The 18927-nt window shown below is 70.3% G+C and carries 16 protein-coding genes; 7 read left to right on the top strand and 9 right to left on the bottom strand.

Features of this window, described 5'->3' with window-relative positions; all coding sequences use genetic code 11:
• The first annotated feature begins 44 nt into the window (after positions 1-44).
• Positions 45-1886 (top strand): phosphoenolpyruvate carboxykinase (GTP), encoded by a 1842-nt coding sequence (locus tag ABZT06_RS23055; RefSeq protein ID WP_355743793.1) that lies wholly within the window; start codon positions 45-47, stop codon positions 1884-1886.
• Positions 1887-2073: 187 nt separating this feature from the next.
• Here the strand turns inward: ABZT06_RS23055 and ABZT06_RS23050 are convergent, their stop codons facing one another.
• From ABZT06_RS23050 to ABZT06_RS23035, 4 genes are read right to left on the bottom strand one after another with little or no spacing between them, the layout of a single operon-like run.
• Positions 2074-2688, bottom strand: coding sequence for a hypothetical protein (locus ABZT06_RS23050; protein ID WP_355743790.1), 615 nt, complete (start codon positions 2686-2688; stop codon positions 2074-2076).
• Positions 2675-4231 (bottom strand): VWA domain-containing protein, encoded by a 1557-nt coding sequence (locus ABZT06_RS23045; RefSeq protein ID WP_355743787.1) that lies wholly within the window; start codon positions 4229-4231, stop codon positions 2675-2677. Before ABZT06_RS23045 ends, ABZT06_RS23050 begins: the two co-directional genes overlap by 14 nt.
• Positions 4228-5403: a toxic anion resistance protein gene (locus ABZT06_RS23040; protein WP_355743784.1), complete on the bottom strand. Its 1176-nt coding sequence runs from the start codon at positions 5401-5403 to the stop codon at positions 4228-4230. The genes ABZT06_RS23045 and ABZT06_RS23040 overlap by 4 nt, the downstream gene beginning before the upstream one ends.
• 15 nt (positions 5404-5418) lie before the next feature.
• Complete coding sequence (locus tag ABZT06_RS23035; RefSeq protein WP_355743782.1) at positions 5419-6483, bottom strand: hypothetical protein; 1065 nt, start codon at positions 6481-6483, stop codon at positions 5419-5421.
• Between the two features lie 615 nt (positions 6484-7098).
• On the opposite strand from ABZT06_RS23035, the gene ABZT06_RS23030 reads away from it, so the two are divergent.
• Positions 7099-8070, top strand: coding sequence for a hypothetical protein (locus ABZT06_RS23030; RefSeq protein ID WP_355743780.1), 972 nt, complete (start codon positions 7099-7101; stop codon positions 8068-8070).
• Between the two features lie 124 nt (positions 8071-8194).
• Here the strand turns inward: ABZT06_RS23030 and ABZT06_RS23025 are convergent, their stop codons facing one another.
• From ABZT06_RS23025 to ABZT06_RS23015, 3 genes are all read right to left on the bottom strand, one after another.
• On the bottom strand, positions 8195-9469 hold the full coding sequence (locus ABZT06_RS23025; protein ID WP_355743777.1) for a glycosyltransferase: 1275 nt from the start codon (positions 9467-9469) through the stop codon (positions 8195-8197).
• Between the two features lie 210 nt (positions 9470-9679).
• On the bottom strand, positions 9680-10102 hold the full coding sequence (locus ABZT06_RS23020) for a hypothetical protein (RefSeq protein ID WP_355743774.1): 423 nt from the start codon (positions 10100-10102) through the stop codon (positions 9680-9682).
• Positions 10103-10187: 85 nt separating this feature from the next.
• Positions 10188-11399 (bottom strand): pyridoxal phosphate-dependent aminotransferase, encoded by a 1212-nt coding sequence (locus ABZT06_RS23015; protein WP_355743771.1) that lies wholly within the window; start codon positions 11397-11399, stop codon positions 10188-10190.
• Between the two features lie 126 nt (positions 11400-11525).
• Between ABZT06_RS23015 and ABZT06_RS23010 the strand changes: the two genes are divergently transcribed.
• Positions 11526-12206, top strand: a complete 681-nt coding sequence (locus ABZT06_RS23010; protein WP_355743768.1) for a hypothetical protein — start codon at positions 11526-11528, stop codon at positions 12204-12206.
• 201 nt (positions 12207-12407) lie between these two features.
• Positions 12408-13340: a serine protease gene (locus tag ABZT06_RS23005; RefSeq protein WP_355743764.1), complete on the top strand. Its 933-nt coding sequence runs from the start codon at positions 12408-12410 to the stop codon at positions 13338-13340.
• A 58-nt stretch (positions 13341-13398) separates the two neighbouring features.
• Here ABZT06_RS23005 and ABZT06_RS23000 read toward each other — a convergent pair whose 3' ends face one another.
• On the bottom strand, positions 13399-15009 hold the full coding sequence (locus ABZT06_RS23000) for a D-aminoacylase (RefSeq protein ID WP_355743761.1): 1611 nt from the start codon (positions 15007-15009) through the stop codon (positions 13399-13401).
• A gap of 35 nt (positions 15010-15044) precedes the next feature.
• On the bottom strand, positions 15045-16328 hold the full coding sequence (locus ABZT06_RS22995; RefSeq protein WP_355743758.1) for an amino acid deaminase: 1284 nt from the start codon (positions 16326-16328) through the stop codon (positions 15045-15047).
• A 112-nt stretch (positions 16329-16440) separates the two neighbouring features.
• Here ABZT06_RS22995 and ABZT06_RS22990 point away from each other — a divergent pair, with 112 nt between their 5' ends.
• From ABZT06_RS22990 to ABZT06_RS22980, 3 genes are read left to right on the top strand one after another with little or no spacing between them, the layout of a single operon-like run.
• Positions 16441-17646 (top strand): sugar kinase, encoded by a 1206-nt coding sequence (locus ABZT06_RS22990; protein ID WP_355743755.1) that lies wholly within the window; start codon positions 16441-16443, stop codon positions 17644-17646.
• The gene (locus tag ABZT06_RS22985) at positions 17643-18413 is read left to right on the top strand and encodes an IclR family transcriptional regulator (RefSeq protein WP_355743752.1); all 771 of its coding nucleotides are present in this window, start codon (positions 17643-17645) and stop codon (positions 18411-18413) included. Before ABZT06_RS22990 ends, ABZT06_RS22985 begins: the two co-directional genes overlap by 4 nt.
• On the top strand, positions 18410-18820 hold the full coding sequence (locus ABZT06_RS22980; RefSeq protein WP_020119606.1) for a RidA family protein: 411 nt from the start codon (positions 18410-18412) through the stop codon (positions 18818-18820). Before ABZT06_RS22985 ends, ABZT06_RS22980 begins: the two co-directional genes overlap by 4 nt.
• Positions 18821-18927 lie beyond the last annotated feature (107 nt).

Raw genomic sequence — 18927 nt, 5'->3', positions numbered from 1 at the left:
CCCACGGGGCCTCCAAACAAAAAATCCCTCATCTAGGAGCAATCGTGGCGCGCGACATCGCGGCTCCCCCCGTCATCCCCACCCAGCACAAGGAACTGATCTCGTGGGTGAACGAGATCGCCGAACTGACCCAGCCGGACAGCGTGGTCTGGTGTGACGGATCCGAAGCGGAGTACGAGCGCCTGTGCGAGGAGCTCGTCGCGAAGGGCACCTTCAAGAAGCTCGACCCCATCAAGCGCCCCAACTCCTACTACGCGGCCTCCGACCCGACCGACGTCGCGCGCGTCGAGGACCGCACCTTCATCTGCTCGGAGAAGGAGGAGGACGCGGGGCCGACCAACCACTGGAAGGCACCGGGGGAGATGCGGGACATCTTCGCCGGGGAGAAGGGCGTCTTCCGCGGCTCGATGAAGGGCCGGACGATGTACGTCGTCCCCTTCTGCATGGGCCCGCTCGGCTCGGACCTCTCGGCGATCGGCGTCGAGATCACCGACTCCGCCTACGTCGCGGTCTCCATGCGCACCATGACCCGCATGGGACAGCCGGTCCTCGACGAACTCGGCGACGACGGCTTCTTCGTCAAGGCCGTCCACACCCTCGGGGCGCCGTTGGAGGAGGGTCAGGCAGACGTTCCCTGGCCGTGCAACTCCACCAAGTACATCTCGCACTTCCCGGAGTCCCGCGAGATCTGGTCCTACGGCTCCGGCTACGGTGGCAACGCCCTGCTCGGCAAGAAGTGCTACGCCCTGCGCATCGCGTCGGTGATGGCCCGCGACGAGGGCTGGCTCGCCGAGCACATGCTGATCCTGAAGCTCACCCCGCCGCAGGGCGAGTCCAAGTACGTCGCCGCCGCGTTCCCGTCCGCCTGCGGCAAGACCAACCTCGCCATGCTGGAGCCCACGATCTCCGGCTGGACCGTCGAGACCATCGGCGACGACATCGCCTGGATGCGGTTCGGCGAGGACGGCCGTCTCTACGCGATCAACCCCGAGGCCGGTTTCTTCGGTGTCGCGCCCGGCACCGGTGAGCACACCAACGCCAACGCGATGAAGACGCTGTGGGGCAACTCCGTCTTCACCAACGTGGCGCTGACGGACGACGGCGACATCTGGTGGGAGGGCATGACGGAGGAGACTCCGGCGCACCTCACCGACTGGAAGGGCAACGACTGGACGCCCGAGTCGGCCCGCGAAGCGAATGGATACCGTCCCGCCGCCCACCCCAACGCCCGCTTCACCACCCCCGCCGCGCAGTGCCCGATCATCGCGCCCGAGTGGGAGGACCCCAAGGGCGTGCCGATCTCGGCGATCCTGTTCGGTGGCCGCCGCGCCTCCGCCGTACCGCTGGTGACCGAGTCCTTCGACTGGAACCACGGCGTCTTCCTCGGCGCCAACGTGGCCTCCGAGAAGACCGCCGCCGCCGAGGGCAAGGTCGGCGAGCTGCGCCGCGACCCCTTCGCCATGCTGCCGTTCTGCGGCTACAACATGGGCGACTACATGGGGCACTGGGTCGACGTGGCCAAGGACAAGGACCAGTCGAAGCTGCCGAAGATCTACTACGTCAACTGGTTCCGCAAGAACGACGAGGGCAAGTTCGTCTGGCCCGGGTTCGGCGAGAACAGCCGCGTCCTGAAGTGGATCGTGGAGCGGCTGGAGGGCAGGGCCGAGGGCGTCGAGACGCCGATCGGCATCCTGCCGGCCAAGGACGCTCTCGACACCAAGGGCCTCGAACTGGCCGACTCCGACCTGGAGTTCCTGCTCACGGTCGACAAGGAGGTGTGGCGGGAGGAGGCGTCCCTGATTCCCGAGCACCTCAACACCTTCGGTGACCACACGCCGAAGGAACTGTGGGACGAGTACCGGGCGCTGGTGCAGCGCCTGGGCTGACGCCCCCCCGAGAACCCCTGCGACCGGCCCCGATGGGAGCCTGACCCATGATCGTCATGGGCCGGCCGTGGGTGGCGGCACGAGGGCAGGTCCACCGGACAGGCCCTGAGTCACGAACCGGCCCCGCACAATGGCGTGCGGGGCGTGCTGCCACCGGTCCTTCCTCTGGACAGTGCGTCCAGTCACCTCAGCTGCCCATGACCCCGTGCTGTCCGCCCCGGTCCTCCAGGTACCGGGTGTGGGTCTTCTGACGGCGGGCCTCCGTGTCCCGGAGCATCGTCGCCAGTTGCTGTGCGTCCCGCTTCAGCAGGCCCAACTGCTGCTCCAGGTGGAGCTCGGGGGACTCCGTGCCCGGGGTCATCCGCGTCCACCACCGTGTCCGTACGAAGCTGTCGACGGCCTCGGGCAGGTCGCGCCGCACGATCCGGGACAGCGAGTGCACACCTTCCGGGTCGTGCGCCAGCAGCTCCTTGCTCCAGCCCTGGTCGAGCAACGCGCTCAGCAGTTCAGTGAGTTCGCGCAGCCGGGCCGCCGCCGTGACCGACAGTTCGATGTCCGTCAGATACACCCGCAGCGTCTCGAAGTCGCCCCGCAGCTCGTCGAGTTGGGCCGACGGGTCCGGGAAGTCCGGCAGCGCGGGCCGTTCCGGCGGTGCGATCAGGGCGCCCGCGCCGTACAGACCCGCCACCACCACCGGCCAGTACGGGCCCGCCACCCCCGTGAAGGTCAGCACCAGGCCGACCAGCCCGCACGCGCTTCCCGCGATGTTCTTGCGGGACTCCAGGTACCTACTGATAGCCACGGATCTCCTTGAAGGCGCCGTCCAGCGAGCCCTGCCGGGCGTCGAAGAGGCGGCCGCCGGTCAGGTCGGCGATGTGGGCCAGTTCGGAGCGGTCGGAGTCGCCGAACAGGATGGGGAAGACGGGGATGTCCCGGGCCTCCTGGCCGAGGCGGGCATAGAAGGCGTCGAAGTCCTTCGCCCCGGCCCCGGCCGTGTTCTCGCCGTCCGTCATCAGCACGATCGACGTGAACGTGTCGCGGCCGGCGCCGAGATGGTCGTACGCCTTCTCCAGCGAGGTGTAGATCGCGGTGTCGCCGTCGGCGGCGAGCCCCGAGGTGTCCTCGCGGATCGCGGCCAGACCGGCCCGCGGATCCTGCGGGTCGACCACGTGGGTCCGTACGCTCTTCACCTGCGAGCCGAACGGCATCAGCGTGACCTCCTCGCGTTCGCGGAAGTCCGCGGTGAGGTCGGTGAGGGCAGTCTTGAGGCGGTCCAGGCGGTCGCCCTCCATCGAGCCCGAGGTGTCCAGGACGTACACGGTCCTCGACGGGCGGCGCAGCTCGTTCTCGTAGGAGTCGAGCAGGCCGTCGGCGACCGAACGGGTGCCCGGGAAGGGGAGCTCGCGGCGGCGGGTGGTGTCCAGGCCGCTCGCCGGCGGGACCGTGGCGACGACCGGGCGGCGGTGGGTGCGCTCGGTGATCAGCCGCTGGATCTTCTCGGTGCGCAGGTCCTCCGTCACCCGGCGGACGTCCTCGCGGGTCCGCGCGCTCGTGGACTTGAGCGAGGTGACCGGGTAGTCGGCGGTGATCACGCCGTCGCGGGGGCGGATCACGGTCAGGCCCGGGATGCCCTTGAGGACGGACTCGTAGTTGAGCAGGGCGTCGATGTCGCCGCGCCGGTCGTAGGCGCCCGCCAGCCAGCCCGAGGAACCCGAGGTCAGCTTCTGGCCCTTGAAGAACTTCTTCAGGCGAGGGGTGGCCTTCTCGACATCCGCGTCCGTCAGCGCCGACTGGGCGCCGGAGAGGGCGGAGGCCACCGAGACCAGCGTGGAGAAGCCGGAGTTGGAGCGGGCCGGGTCGGTCATGCCGTACGTCAGCTTGCCGTCCTGGACGGCCTGTTCGACCTGGGACCAGGTGACGTCGGCGGGCTTCCAGCCGAGCGCCTCGACCTTCGCGGACTTCACGCCGATCGCGACCGGGCTCGACATGACCGGGGTCTCGGAGACGACCTTCCTCGCCGCGTCGGGGCGCAGCCGGAGGTAGTCGTTCGAGGACAGCCACAGGGCGTCGTACTGCCCGTCGGTCGTCCCCTCGGCCAGCATGTCCACGGCGTCGAGGGTGCCGATGGGGTTCAGCTTGACCTTGACGCCGGTGTCCTTCTCGACCTGGTCGAGGACCGGGGTCATGTCGCTCAGCTCGCTGGAGGAGAGGACGCGGAGCGTGCCCGGCTTTGCGGGCCCGGGAACGCCGAACGTCGAGACGTCGATCTCCGGGCTCTTCTGCGTCGTACAGGCGGTGAGCAGGCCGAGAGCCGCGAGGCAGACGGCGAGTGCGCGTCGTCTCATCCGAGGCCCCCTTCCAGGGCGCCCTGGGACCGGCTGCGCTCCAAGTACCCGCTGGCGTGCTGGAGTTCGGTGGTCAGCGACTCCACGGTCGCCGCCATCGCCTCGGTCGCCTGGACCTTGTACGTGTCGATCGCGTCCAGCGTGCGGTAGATCTGCTGGAAGGCGTTGCGCAGGGTCTCGGCACCCACCGCCGGGTCGGCCGCGATGCGCTGGATCTCCCCGCTCTGGGTCGCGAGCATCTCGGCGTTACCCCGGATCAGGTCCTCGGTGGTCCCGCGCAGGGCGTTGACCTGCTCGATGACCTTCTTCTGGTTGTCGAGCGCGGAAGCCAGCATCACGGAGATGCGCAGCGCCGACACGGTGGTCGTGGCGGCCCGGTCGACGCCCTTGATCAGCTCCTCGTTGTTGCGGCGTACGACGTCCATCGCGAGGTAGCCCTGCGCGCACACGGCGAGCTGGGTGAGCAGGTCCTGGTGCTTCTGCCGGACGGGGAAGAGCACGTCGGCGCGGAGCGTGTCGGCGGCCTCGGGATCTCCTACGGCGGTGATGTGCCCCTCGACGGCCGTGTCCAGGGCCTCGGTCAGCACGACGTACTCCTGGAGCTTGCCCATGGTCTCCCACAGGCGGACCCGCTCGGTCTGCAACGCGGCGTTGTCACGGCGGAGTTCGTCCTGGCCGCCGCGCAGCGAGCCCACGATCCTGTTCAACGTGCCCTGCGCGGAAGCGTACTTGGCGACGTGGTCGCGCAGCCTGTTGCCGCCGGGGAGCCGGGACAGGAACTTGCGCCCCTTGGAGGCAGGCAGGTCCCGGGGGTCCAGGTCCTCCACCACGCGCCGCAGTTCGACGAGCGAGCCCGCCACCTGGGACTGGGCGTCCCCGCCCTTGTCCGGCAGGCTGCGCACGGTCCGCTCCAGCATCCGGTTGGACTGCGCGGCGGCGCTGCGCATCTCGCCCGCCCCGAGCCCGGTGATCTCACCGACCTTGCCGGCGAACTCGGGCGAGCGGGCGTCGAGCGTCGCGAGCCCCTCGACGTACGCGGAGGCCTTCTTGGCCATGTCGGTACGGACCGAGTCGTCGACGGGGACGAGCCCGCCGGCCTTCTCGCGCGGCACGGCGACCACGGGTTCGGGCGGAGTGAGCAGGAAGGTGTCGTCGTTGTTCATGGATGTCATGGCTGGTGTCCCCCGTTATCCGCGCGCCCGTCGCGCCAGCTCGTGCAGCACCGCGGAGGTGGGCACGGGCGCCTGGCGGACGCCGGTCAGTTCCTGCTTGAGATAGGTGGTGGCCGAGGCGAACTCGGTGGCCTCGCCCTGCGGCCGGAACCCGTGCCGCACCTCCAGCTTCCGCAACTGCGGGTCAGCGGAGAGGAGTTCGGCGAGGGCCGTGCCGTCGTCCGTCAGCGGTACGACCGTGTGGTCGCTGTTGACCGTGGTGTCCGGGTAGAGGACGACCAGGTCGTCCGGGTGCTGCCCGTCCGCGAGGAGCGAGGCGACCTGGGACTCGTAGACCAGGACGAGCGGGTTGCCGGCGCCGCTGACGAAGTCCCGGAAGGCCGCGTCGGTGCTGGACTGCTGGGCGCCCTGCACGCTGACCAGCTTGCGCAGCAGGGGAGTTGTCCTCTTGACCTCCGTGTCGCTCGCGACGACCTTGCCGCCGTTCGCCACGTAGGAGGCGGCGGCGAGGTAGAGGGCGCCGGAGTTGGAGGTCTCCGGGTCGGTGCTGGAGAAGTAGAGGGTGCCGGTCAACTCCCCGTACTTGTCGGCTCCCTTGAGCTGCTGCCAGGTGCGGTCCTCGCGGGCCGCGTCGACATAGGCGGCCATCTTCAGCGTGCCCCGGTGCTCCGCGTCCAGCTTGGCCAGGCCGTTGCCCGCGAGGACCCCGGCGGCGCTCTTGTGCGCCACGACGACGAGGGGCGAGTAGAAGGGGCGCGGGAGGGTCCCCCGTACCTTGTACTTCGCGGCGAGCTCGGTGGCCGGGGCCTGACTGGAGGGAAAGGCGAAGTCGTACCCGTCCAGGTCGAGGCCCTCCATGGCCCAGGACCCGGAGGTCTCGGCCTTCACGGTGTAGCCCTTGGCGGCGAGGGCCTTCACCACATCGGGATCTTCGAAGAACTCCGCCTTCTCCGATCCGATCACTCCACGCACGGTCTTCGTTGCCGTGCCCTTGTCGTCCGCTTCCCGGCCCGCTACGACGGCTGCCACCACGCCGCCGATCAGCAGGACCGCGAGGACGATCCCTGCGATTCGTCTCACGCCGGGGAGCGTGCTCCCGGAACGGTAAGTTCCTGGGCGATCCGGGTGAACGGGAGGTGTAGTACCGGTCCCGGATCGACACGGGCGCCCCGCAGGGGCGCGGGGCACCGCGCGACAGGCCGCGAAGCCCCTGCAGTCGCAGGACCACGCGAACCCCCACGGCGCACAGGCGGCCCAGCTCAACCCAACGCAGTGCCATGACGCCCAGTCCGCGCGTCGCTGCGGATGCGCGCGGACCGGGTTCCCGAGTCGGCCTGGACTTCCTGCTCAGCGTCGGCAAGGAGGTCTGGCGCGAGAAGGTCGCCCTGGTCCCCGGCCACCTCAACACCTGCGGCGACCCTGACCTCCGGGCAGTGTCACCCGTTCGGCGGTGTCGTGAACGGGTGCCAACGGTATCGACGCCGCTTGGGTGACCTTTGTCCGCGGGAAGGGCGGATACATCATCATTTTTTCACGAAGGGGGAAGACATGCCTCGTATGCACCCATAAGGGATGAGACGCGCAAGTAGAACAAGACGCACAGAGTGTGCGCTTACGGTCTGATCCCTCTCATTCGTAAGGAAGGTTCTCTTGAACCGCAGAACGATCAGAATCTCGCGCCTGCGATCAGCGACGATGGTGTCGGTTGGTGCCGTCGCCGTGGCGCTCAGCGTCGTCCCGAGCACGGTCGCTGTCGCCGACGCGATGCAGGGGTCAAGCGCCGACCGCGCCGTGCCGCACCTGCGCCCGAACAACGCCCCCACCGGCGCCATCGCCGACGCGATCCGCCGGGCCGGCTCCGACGGGCAGGCGGCAGTGCATCAGGACGGCGCTGACCGTCGCAGCATCCAGGGCAACGGCCACAACTCCGAGGGCAAGCAGGGCCCGCGGGGTCCGCAGGGCCCGCGGGGTCCGCAGGGTCCGCGTGGCCCGCAGGGTGCCCAGGGCGCGCAGGGTCCGCGTGGCCCTCAGGGAGCTCAGGGTGCGCAGGGTGCCCAGGGAGCTCAGGGAGCTCAGGGTGCGCAGGGAGCTCAGGGTGCGCAGGGCGCTCAGGGTGCGCAGGGCGCTCAGGGTGCGCAGGGCGCTCAGGGTGCGCAGGGTGCGCAGGGCGCTCAGGGCGCGCAGGGCGCGCAGGGTGCGCAGGGTGTCCCAGGCGTTCAGGGGCCGCAGGGTGCCCAGGGCGCTCAGGGCGCTCAGGGCGCTCAGGGCGCTCAGGGCGCTCAGGGCGCTCAGGGTGCGCAGGGTGCCCAGGGTGCGCAGGGAGCTCAGGGTGCCCAGGGTGCGCAGGGTGCCCAGGGTGCCCAGGGTGCCCAGGGCGCGCAGGGAGCTCAGGGTGCCCAGGGAGCTCAGGGAGCTCAGGGAGCTCAGGGCGCGCAGGGCTCGGTCGGCAGTTCCTACGTCATCACCGCCACCGCCCTGGGGACGGCGACCGTCAGCTGTAACGGCACCGATGTCGCCACCGGAGGCGGGGCTCTGACCTCAACGCCCCTCACCGGGAGCTACCCGCTCGGCGGCACCCCGACGACGCCTCCCAATGGATGGCAGGGCATCACCACCGCAGGCAGCCCCATCACCGCGTACGTGGTCTGCGCTGATGTGACCCCGTAACTCCCCTCTGAGCGGCGCCCCCGAGGCTTCGGCCGCGGGGGCACCGTTTCAGTGATGGCACCTCGAACCCGACCGGCGTACCACGGGGCGGAGGCAGGCTCCGAGAACCATGGGCGCCGTGTCCCTAGACCAGCAGCGGGCCGCCGCACCGTTCGGCGCCGTCCTTCATCGCGATGAGGTTGGCGAGCACATACGAGATGTTCTTCTCGGAGTGCCATTCGGACGGGAAGAAGGTGGCAAGGCGTGAACTCTGGAACCGCGCCTCCAGGTCGGGCACGAAGGCGCGGTAGTGGTCGTCCGTGTAGTACCAGAACGAGTTCTCGTTGTAGTAGGCGACGTGACTCGGGTCCTGGTGCGCGCCCCTGCCGTCGGAGCTGGGTGTCACCGTCAGGAGCATGCCGCCCGGTGCCAGCAGCCGGTACAGCTCGTTGATCAGAGGCACCTTCGCGGGCACGTGCTCGAGGAAGTTCACGGCCCGCACCAGGCCGACGGAGTCGTCGGGCAGGTCCACTTTGCCGGGCAGGGTGGCGACGATGTCGACGTCTTCCGCCGGGTACTTGTCCACGCCGACGTAGCCGGGCGGCTTGCGGCGGGCCGCGCCGAGGTCCAGCGCGACGAGTCCCCTCCGGTACGTCCAGGCGAGGGCGTTGGCCTCGATGTACTTGTCGTAGAGGGCGACCGTCTCGCGCTGGATGTGCGCGTTGATCTCCGGGTCGCGCTGGGTGTTCGCCGGGTGCATCCGCTGGAGGTACAGACAGCGGGGGATGTGGTGGAAGTCGCCGATGTGGTAGAGACGGCACATCAGGTCCTGATCGTCCAGGACCGTGCGAGCCGCGTCGTACCCTCCGGCCTTGTCGTAGGCGTCTTTGCGGAACGCACGTACGTGGTTGGGCGCGTACCAGATGTAGGCGACGTTGTGCGGAGTCGGAGGCATGGACCTGACTTGCAGCAGCTTGCGCCCGTCCACGCGCACGTCCTCGTAGTGCCAGCCGTGCGTCTCGTTGAAACGGCTGTCGTCGCGCTTGCCGTCCTCAGTGATCTGCGCGGTGTTGCTGTAGACGAACACGACGTCGGGACGCGCGTCGAAGGCTTTGCCGAGTTCCGCCAGGCACGCCTTCGCCAGCAGGTCGTCGTGGTCGAGTTCCACGAGGATCTCGCCGCGCGCCAGTTCGCAGGCCCTGCGCTTCGCCGCTCCGACACCGACGATCTCGTCGGCGATCTCCACTCGGACTCTGTCGTCGGGCTGCTCCGGCCGCCATCGGGCGCCGTTGTTGAGCAGGACGATCCACTCCCAGTCCGAACAGGTCTGCGCCTGCAGGGTCGTCAGGCACTCATCGAGGAAACGGGGCCGGTGGCTGGGGGTGAAGACGGAGAACCTGGGTGTCGTGGTCGGCGTCAACTGATGCTCCCTGGACGAGTGCCATGTCCATCGACGTTACGAGGCCGTGGCGACCTTGCCGCTGCTTGGCGGGAGCATGGGGCGCGCGGTCCACCCGAATGTACGCAGGGAGATCTTCTGACAAACATGGCGCCCGGTCCGCACGTCGCTACGGATGCGCGCGGACCGGGGCCGTTGAGGGAGCCGTATGACTCAGTGGAGCCGTACGGCTCAGTGGGTGGCGAGTTCGCGGGGCTCCAGGGCCGCCGCGTGGGAGTCCATCCGCTCCGCCGCCAGGATCGCCGCCGCCGTGTCCGCGCGGGACGCCGCCACGAGCAGTGCGCGCCCGGCCACCGCGTGGGCGCGGCGGTGCAGGTCGGCGAGGCGCGGCTGCGAGGTGACCGAGGTCAGCGACGCGCGGGCCGGTGCGCCGCCGCCCCGCAGCCGGGCCACCTGCTCGGCGAGCCGTTCGGCAGCGGTGTCCAGGTCGGCGGAGGGCGCCAGTGCGCGCAGTTCGTCCGTGACGGCGAGCAGCGCGGCGAGATGGCCCGCGAGCTGGATGTCCAGCTCTTCCTCACGGGAGCGGTGGGGGAAGTCGGTGGGGGCGTCGGCCATCGTGGAGTGGACCGACTTGGTGCGGATCGGCTCGTACATGGGATGGCCTCCTGTGCGGTCAGGAAACCATCCTAGCTTAGATTCCGTCTAAAGTTGAGCGAGCTGAAACAACCGTATCCAGGGCCTACGGCTGCCCGTATCCGTCCAGGAAGTTCCCGATCCGTCCCACCGCGTCCCGCAGGTCCGCGACCGTCGGCAGGGTCACCACCCGGAAGTGATCGGGCTCGGGCCAGTTGAAGCCGGAGCCCTGGACGACCATGATCTTCTCCTGGCGCAGCAGGTCCAGGACCATCCGCCGGTCGTCCTTGATCTTGAAGACCTTGGGGTCGAGGCGGGGGAAGAGGTACAGCGCCCCCTTCGGCTTCACGCAGCTCACGCCGGGGATCTGCGTCAGCAGCTCGTACGCCAGGTCCCGCTGCTCGACGAGCCGTCCGCCCGGCAGCACCAGGTCCTTGATCGACTGCCGTCCGCTGAGCGCGGCGACCACCCCGTGCTGCCCCGGCATGTTCGCGCACAGGCGCATGTTGGCCAGGATGGTCAGGCCCTCGATGTAGGAGTCGGCGTGTGCGCGCGGGCCGGAGATCGACATCCAGCCCACCCGGTAGCCCGCGACCCGGTACGCCTTCGACATGCCGTTGAAGGTGAGGGTGAGCAGATCCGGGGCGATCGACGCCGTCGGGGTGTGCGTGGCGCCGTCGTAGAGGATCTTGTCGTAGATCTCGTCCGAGCAGACCAGCAGGTTGTGCCGGCGGGCGATGTCGGTCAGCCCCTTGAGCATGGTCTCGTCGTAGACCGCGCCCGTGGGGTTGTTGGGGTTGATGATGACGATCGCCTTGGTGCGGTCGGTGACCTTCCGCTCCACGTCCGCCAGGTCGGGCATCCAGTCCGCCTGCTCGTCGCAGCGGTAGTGGACGGCCGTACCGCCGGACAGCGACACGGCGGCCGTCCACAGCGGGTAGTCGGGCGCCGGTACGAGGACCTCGTCGCCGTCGTCGAGCAGGCCCTGCATCGCCATCACGATCAGCTCGGAGACGCCGTTGCCGATGAAGACGTGCTCGACGTCGGTCTCGATGCCGATGGTCTGGTTGTGCATGACGACGGCCCGGCGCGCGGCGAGCAGGCCCTTGGCGTCGCCGTACCCGTGGGCCGTCGAGACGTTCCGGAGGACGTCCTCCAGGATCTCCGGCGGCGCCTCGAACCCGAAGGCCGCGGGGTTGCCCGTGTTCAGCTTGAGGATGCGGTGCCCGGCTGCTTCCAGGCGCATCGCCTCCTCGAGAACCGGGCCCCGGATCTCGTAACAGACATTGGCGAGCTTGGTCGACTGGATCACCTGCATGTCTGGGAGCTTACGGCCCGGTAACGCGTGGCGGGTCGTGTTTTCCGCCACGTGAGACGTGTCGGTTTGGACTGTTATCGCCGGTAGCTGTCCCAGCTGCCTCATCCGTCTCTACAATTCGTCGCCATGTCGAGGCCAGTCGAGTACGAGTCCGGGGCGCCGAACGTCTACCAGCCGCAGCCCGCACCGGCCCCGGCGTACGAGGAGTACACGGACCCGGCGGCGGCGCACGGCTGGCAGACCGGGTACGACGCGACGGCCGAACTCCCCCGGATCGAGCCCGTCGGCCCGGAGTCCGGCGGCCCGGCGTCCGGCGGCCGGGAACCGGCTGTTGCGGATTACCCCGGCCGGGCCGCCCGGCGACGGGCCGACCGCGGCCGGGGCGGCCGGCGCTCGCGTCGGGTGGTCGTGGCCGTGGGGGGCGTCGGCGCGGCGGCACTGATCGCGGGACTGTCCCTGTCGGGCTCCTCCTCCGGGCCCGAGCGGAACCCGGGGGGCGGTGCGGCCTCGGCCTCCGCGGGGACGGACGGCGCCACGGACCCGGCCCCCTCCATGCTCCCGGCGGCCCCAGGTGCGCCGGCCTCCGGCGGGCCGGCGGCCGGCGACGGCGCATCCGGCGCGAGCGTCTCGGCGACTGCGACCGCGAACGCGTCCGGGGCTCCGCGGACGAGCGGGAGTCCTTCGACCCAGGCATCCTCCCGCGCCTCGGCCGATCCGTCGGCGAGCACGGCCACGGCCACCGCCGGCGGTCCTGGGAACTCCGACGGCAAGGGACGCGGACAGGGCGGCGCGAAGAAGCCCAAGTAGCCCTCCGACTGGGTAAGTTGACCTCGCGGGTCGGAGCCGGGGTGTGCCCGCTGTGCCGGATGTGCAGGTGTCGTCCGTCGAGAGGCGCGGGCTCGGCACAACTTCTTGCCCCAGCGACCACCCTTCTTCACAATGTCCATGACAAACTCACGGGCGGCCGGAAGATTTCCGGTCGCCCAAGTCGCAAGAGGGGACCCCCACATGAGAAAGCCTCTCGTCGCCGCGCTCAGCGCCCTGGCCCTGGCCGGGATAGGCGCGGCACCCGCGGTCGCCGCCGCGCCCGCAGCACCGGGCGTCGGCAAGAGCGTGGACACGAACACCCCCGTCTCCGTGGTCCAGGACGTGGTCACGTCCGCCACCGCGACCCTGTCCCAGCTCACGTCACCGTCGCCCCAGCTCAAGGCCGTGACCCTCGCCGGGACCGTCTCGCTGAGCAACTGCTCCGGCTCGGTCATCCGGTTCCCGAACTCCCAGGACACCGACCCGGCGCTGGTGCTCAGCAACGGGCACTGCCTCACCACCGGCTTCCCCGAGCCGGGCGAGGTGCTCACCAACCAGGCCTCCAGCCGGACCTTCGGGCTGCTCAACTCCTCCGGCACCAAGGTCGCCACGCTGCGCGCCAGCAAGCTCGCCTACGGCACGATGACCGACACGGACGTCTCGATCTACCAGCTCACCAGCACGTACGCGTCGATCAAGAGCTCGTACGGCATCTCCGCGCTCACCGTGCAGGACACCCACCCGACCGCCGGGACCGCCATCACGGTGGCCTCCGGCTACTGGAAGCGGCTCTACAGCTGCAACATCGACGGGTTCGCGTACCGGCTGAAGGAGGGCGACTGGACCTGGAAGGACTCGGTCCGTTACACCTCCGCCTGCCAGACCATCGGCGGCACCTCGGGCTCGCCCGTCATCGACCAGTCCACCGGCAAGGTCGTCGCCGTCAACAACACCGGCAACGAGGACGGTGAGCGCTGCACGGAGAACAACCCGTGCGAGGTCGACGCGAACGGCAACGTCACCGTCCGCGAGGGCATCAACTACGCCCAGGAGATCTACAACATCCCGGCCTGCTTCACGACGGGCAACCAGCTCAACCTGAACGCGAGCACCTGCACCCTGCCCAAGCCGTAAGGCCCCGTCCTTTAGGCCCCATCCGTAAGGCGCGACCGGTAAGGCGCGAGGCGTTCCGTCACATGGGACTGCGACGGACCGCCCGCCCCGCCAGCACATCCGTGCGCCGGCCGTCCTCGATCACGAAGCGGCCGTCGACCAGGACGTGCGGGATGCCGGTCGGAAGCCGGCGCGGGTCGGCGAAGGTCGAACCCGCCGCCACGGTGGCGGGGTCGAACAGCACGAGGTCCGCCCGGTACCCCTCGCGGACCAGACCGCGGTCCGGCAGGCGCAGCCGCGACGCCGGGCGCGAGGTGAGATGCGCGACGCACTCCTCCAGGGACAGGACGCCCAACTCCCTCACGTACGTGCCGAGATACCGCGGGAACGTGCCGTACGCCCGCGGATGCGGCTTGGCGCCCTGAAGGATGCCGTCGGAGCCGCCGGTGTGCACCGGGTGCCGCATGATCGTGCGGACGTTCTCCTCGTGGCCGACGTGCTGGAGGATCGACGGGGCCAGCCGGTCGGCGAGCAGGAGCCCGCGGGCGGTCGTCCAGGGGCTCTCGCCGCGGGACCGGGCCGACTCCGCGACCGTACGGCCGATGAAGTCCGAGAAGGCCGGGTCGCCGACGCCCGAGATCTCGACGGTGTCCCACTCGATGGGCACGCCGTGGCAGCCGTCCGCCCCGACGACCTCCATGTGGTGCCGGATCCGCTCGGCGGTGCCGTCGTCCGCCAGCCGCTTGAGCACCGCCTCCGGACCCCCCTCGCTCGCCCAGCTCGGCAGCATGGCCGCGAGGGTCGTGGCGCCGGGCGTGTAGGGGTAGGTGTCCAGGCTGATGTCGGCGCCCGCGGCCAGTGCCTCGTCCAGGAGGGCGAGCAGCTCAGGCGCCCGGCCCTTGTTCACGCCGAAGTTCATGGTGGCGTGGGCGAGATGGAGGGCGCAGCCCGCCTCCCGGGCCAGGGCGACCATCTCCTCGTACGCCTCCAGCGCACCCGCCCCGTACGAGCGGTGGTGCGGGCAGTAGTAGCCGCCGTACTCGGCCACCACCCGGCACAGTTCGGTCAGTTCGGCGTCCTTGGCGTACATGCCGGGGGTGTAGGTCAGCCCCGACGACATGCCGAGCGCGCCCTGTTCCATGCCGTCCGCGACCAACTCGCGCATACGGTCCAGCTCTTGAGGAGTCGCCCCGCGGTCCTCCCAACCGACGACGAGCGCGCGGAGCGTGCCCTGGGGGATCAGATAGGCCGCGTTGACGGCAATCCCGCGGTCGAGGCGGTCCAGGTACTCGCCCACCGACCGCCAGTCGAAGTCGATGTCGTCGCCGTAGCCGTTCCAGCCGGCGATGGCGCGGCGGACCTCCTCCAGGGTGCGGTCGTCGACCGGGGCGTACGACAGCCCGTCCTGGCCCAGGACTTCGAGCGTGACCCCCTGTGCGGCCTTGGCGCTGTGGTCGGGGTCGCGGAGGAGGGCGAGGTCGCTGTGGGCGTGCATGTCGATGAAGCCGGGGGAGAGGACGAGCCCCTCGGCGTCCAACTCCCTTCGCGCCTTGGGGCGTTGGCACCCGGCGTCGGCGGCCTCCTTGACGATCGAGACGATCCGGCCGCGGTCGACCACCACGTCGGCGCGGTACCAGGGGGCGCCGCTGCCGTCGACGACGTCCGCGTCCCTGATGACGAGCTCTTCCATCGCCGGACTCCCTTCGGGTCTCAGAGGTTCGAGTCTCAGAAGAACGTGCGGATGTATGCGACGACCGTGCCGTCGGCCTGCGCCACGGGGATCAGCTGCCACTTGTCGAAGGACGTGCACGGGTGGGAGAGGCCGAGGCCCAGCCAGTCGCCGACCTCCAGGTCGGCGCCGGGGGCCGTGGCCAGCCAGGCGTGCTGGTCGGAGAGCGAGGTCACCTCGATGCCGGTGGCCGGGCGCTCGGTACCGCCCCGCCGGACCACCTGGGGGAAGGGGAGGTCGAGGTCGTGGGCCGCGTCGCGCTTGCCCGCGTTGGCGAAGGCCTGGTCGGGGGAGGGGCGGGAGACGATCTGCGTCCACAGCCGGAACGCGGGCTCCAGGGCGCCCTCCTCGGGGATCCGGTTGAAGGGGGTCACCTTGCGGTAGTGCCCGTCGTCGTGCGAGACGTAGGCACCGGAGCGGAGCAACTTCAGGACGGGGAGGGAGAGTTCGGGGATCTCGGCGAAGACGTCGGCGACCGCGTCGAACCAGGCGCTGCCGCCGGCGCTGATCACGATCCCGTCCGGTGCCGCCGCGGCGAACCGTCCCGCCTTGTCGAAGTCGGCGGCCAGGGCGACGAGCCGGCGCAGCCAGGCGTGGACACGCTCCGGGTTCGCCCCGGGGACCTCGCCCTCGTATCCCGCGACGCCGACCAGCCGTAGCGTCCCGGTGGCCGCGACCGCGTCGGCGACGGCCGCGCACTCCGCCTCGGCGCGGACACCGGTGCGGGCGCTCTCGCCGGCGGCGAGTTCGACGACCACGTCCACCGGGCGGGCGGTGCCCCGGAGGGCCGCGTCCATCAGCTCGACTCCGCGGACGGAGTCCACGTAGCAGACGAAGCGGAAGGTCTCGTCGCTCGCCAGTTCGCCGGCGACCCACCTCAGGGCCGCCGGGTCCACCAGTTCGTTCGCGAGGAAGACCCGCTGGACGCCGTACGCCCGCGCGACCCGCACCTGGTGGGGCACGGCCAGGGTGATGCCCCACGCGCCGTGCTCGATCTGACGCTGGAAGAGCTGGGGGGCCATGGTCGTCTTGCCGTGCGGGGCGAAGGCGAGGCCGTGGCGGGCGGCGTACGTCTCCATGAGCGCGAGGTTGTGCTCGAGGCGCTCGGCGGAGAGGGCGAGTACGGGGGTCGTGAACCCGTCGGTGAAGAGGTTGCGGCGCTGGGCGGTCAGCTCGGCGACGGTCAGGCCGTCCGCGTCCGGGGGGAGGCCCTTGAAGCGGTGGTCGACGCGGTCCTCCGCGAGGCGGGCGAGCGCTTCGGTGCCTGTGCCGAGGGACACGGGGCCTCCCTGATCAGGTCGGTTGCAGTATCTGCAACAGCCATTGCGTATGTCGCTTACTGCTGTCTAACATCCAGGCCAACGCCGGGTCAATGAAGGAGCTACGACCATCGTGAATGCCCACGACGCCGTGGACGTCGTCGCGCTCGGCGAATCCATGGTCACGTTCCTGCCCAGCCGGCCCGGGCGGCTCGCCGACGTGCCGTCCTTCGACCGGGCGATCGGTGGGGCGGAGTCGAACGTGGCGTGCGGGTTGGCTGCCGCCGGCTTCGCGGTCCGGTGGGTCAGCCGAGTCGGGGCCGACGGGTTCGGGGACCACCTGGTCGAGGCGATCGGGGGGTACGGGGTCGATGTCTCCTCGGTGGGGCGTGATCCCTCGCGGCCCACGGGGGTGTACTTCCGTACGGCGGGAGACCGGGCCACGGACGCGCATGAAGTCGCGTACTACCGGGCCGGGTCGGCGGCTTCGGCGATGTCGGTCGAGAACGTGGACCTGTCGGCGGTGCGGGCGGCACAGGTGCTGCACCTGTCGGGGATCACGGCGGCGTTGTCGGACACCTGTCTCTCGCTGATGCATGAACTGACGGCGCCCCGGCCGGATCGTCCGCTCGTCTCCTTCGACGTCAATCACCGGGCCGGGCTGTGGCGGGATGCCGAGGGGCCCGGTGTGCTGCTGGAGCTGGCCCGCAGGGCTGACATTGTCTTCGTGGGGGAGGACGAGGCGGAGGAGGCGTGGAGGATTGCGGGGGGCCCCGCGGCGATACGCGCGGTGCTGCCCGAACCTTCGGTGCTGGTGGTGAAACAAGGGGCGAAGGGGGCGACCGCGTTCGTGTCGGCTGCGGCCGAGTGGGGGCCGGCCGCGCCCCGCGGCGGAGCCGCAAATCGATGCAGCCCCGCGCCCCTGAAGGGGCGCGTCGTCGCTGCGGGCAGTCGTGCCGCTGGGGCGGCTCCCGACCCACAGAGAGCGGCACCCCGCAAGCGCGGGCAAGCGGCAACACCCCCCGCTCAGCCACAGCCGACGTCCACCTTCGTACCCGCCCTCGCCGTAGACGTCGTAGCCACCACCGGAGCCGGTGACGCCTTCGCCGCCGGGTTCCTCTCCGCGACCCTCCGGGGACTGCCCCTCCGTGACCGCCTGCGCCACGGCCACCTCTGGGCCGCCGCCGCCCTCACCGCCCCCGGTGACCTCGCCGTACCCCCCACCCGGGCACACGCCGACCGCCTCGCCGCCGTCGGAGACGCCGCGTGGGGGACACTTCGACTCGGCCCCGGCTGGACGCAAGCCGACACGGCCCCGGAGGAGGTACGCACCCCATGAGCCAGACCGTCGACCGCGCACTGAGCATCCTGCCGCTGCTCGCCGAGGGCCCGGCCGACCTCGGCCAGGTCGCCGAGCGCCTCGGTGTCCACAAGTCCACCGCGCTGCGACTCCTGCGCACCCTCCACGAACACGGCATGGTCTACCGGCAGTCCGACCAGCGCTACCGCCTCGGCGCCCGCCTCATCGCCCTCGCCCAGGAGGCGATGGAGAACCTCGACATCCGCGAGATCGCCCACCCCCACCTCGTACGGCTGAACGAGCAGTGCGGTCACACCGTCCACCTCGCCGTGTACGAGGAGGACGAGGTGCTGTACATCGACAAGGTCGAGAGCCGCTACCCGGTGCGGATGTACTCGCGGATCGGCAAACCGGTCGCCATCACCGTCGCCGCGGTCGCCAAGCTGCTGCTCGCCGATCTTCCCGAGGCCGAGCGGCACGCACTCGCGGACAAGCTCGAATACCCCCTGTACACGGCCCGTTCGACACCCAACGCCCCCGCTTTCCTCAAGGAGTTGGAGCGGGTGCGCGAACAGGGCTGGGCCACCGACCTCGGTGGCCACGAGGAATCCATCAACTGCGTCGCGGCCCCCGTCCGCGGCGCCGACGGGAGGGTCGTCGCCGCGATGTCGGTCTCCGCTCCCAACGTCGTCGTCACCGCCGAGGAACTCCTCACCCTCCTCCCGCAGGTCCGCCGTACGGCCGATGCCATCAGCGGCGAGTACTCCGGCAGAACCACAGCAAAGGACTCCAAGGAACCCGTATGACGGACAAGATCGCGCTCACCCCCAAGACCCACACCACCCCGCCCGCCAAGTTCTCCCACGGGGTGCGGAAGGGCAACATCCTCCAGGTCGCCGGACAGGTCGGCTTCCTGCCGGCCGAGGAGGGCAAAGCCCCGACGCCCGCCGGTCCCACCCTGCGCGAGCAGACCCTCCAGACGCTCGCCAACGTCAAGGCGATCCTGGAGGAGGGCGGCGCGTCCTGGGACGACGTGATGATGATCCGCGTCTATCTGACGGACGTGGACCACTTCGCCGAGATGAACTCGATCTACAACACCTACTTCGAGGAGCAGGGCCTCACCGCGCCCCCGGCCGCCCGCACGACGGTCTACGTCGGCCTCCCCGCCGGGCTCCTCATCGAGATCGACGCGCTCGCCGTGCTCGGCTGACGCTCCCTCAACTCCCGCACACGGTACGACGGTACGGCGCCCCACGCGGTGCGGTACCGCGCTCTCCCCTGCCCGAAAGCCGGATGCACTCCCCCATACCCAGAGGA

It is taken from the genome of Streptomyces sp. NPDC005483, assembly GCF_040606035.1.
Classification (GTDB): Bacteria; Actinomycetota; Actinomycetes; order Streptomycetales; family Streptomycetaceae; genus Streptomyces.
The sequence above is the reverse complement of the archived record's forward strand: the minus strand, read 5'-3'. Positions and strand labels throughout refer to the sequence as shown.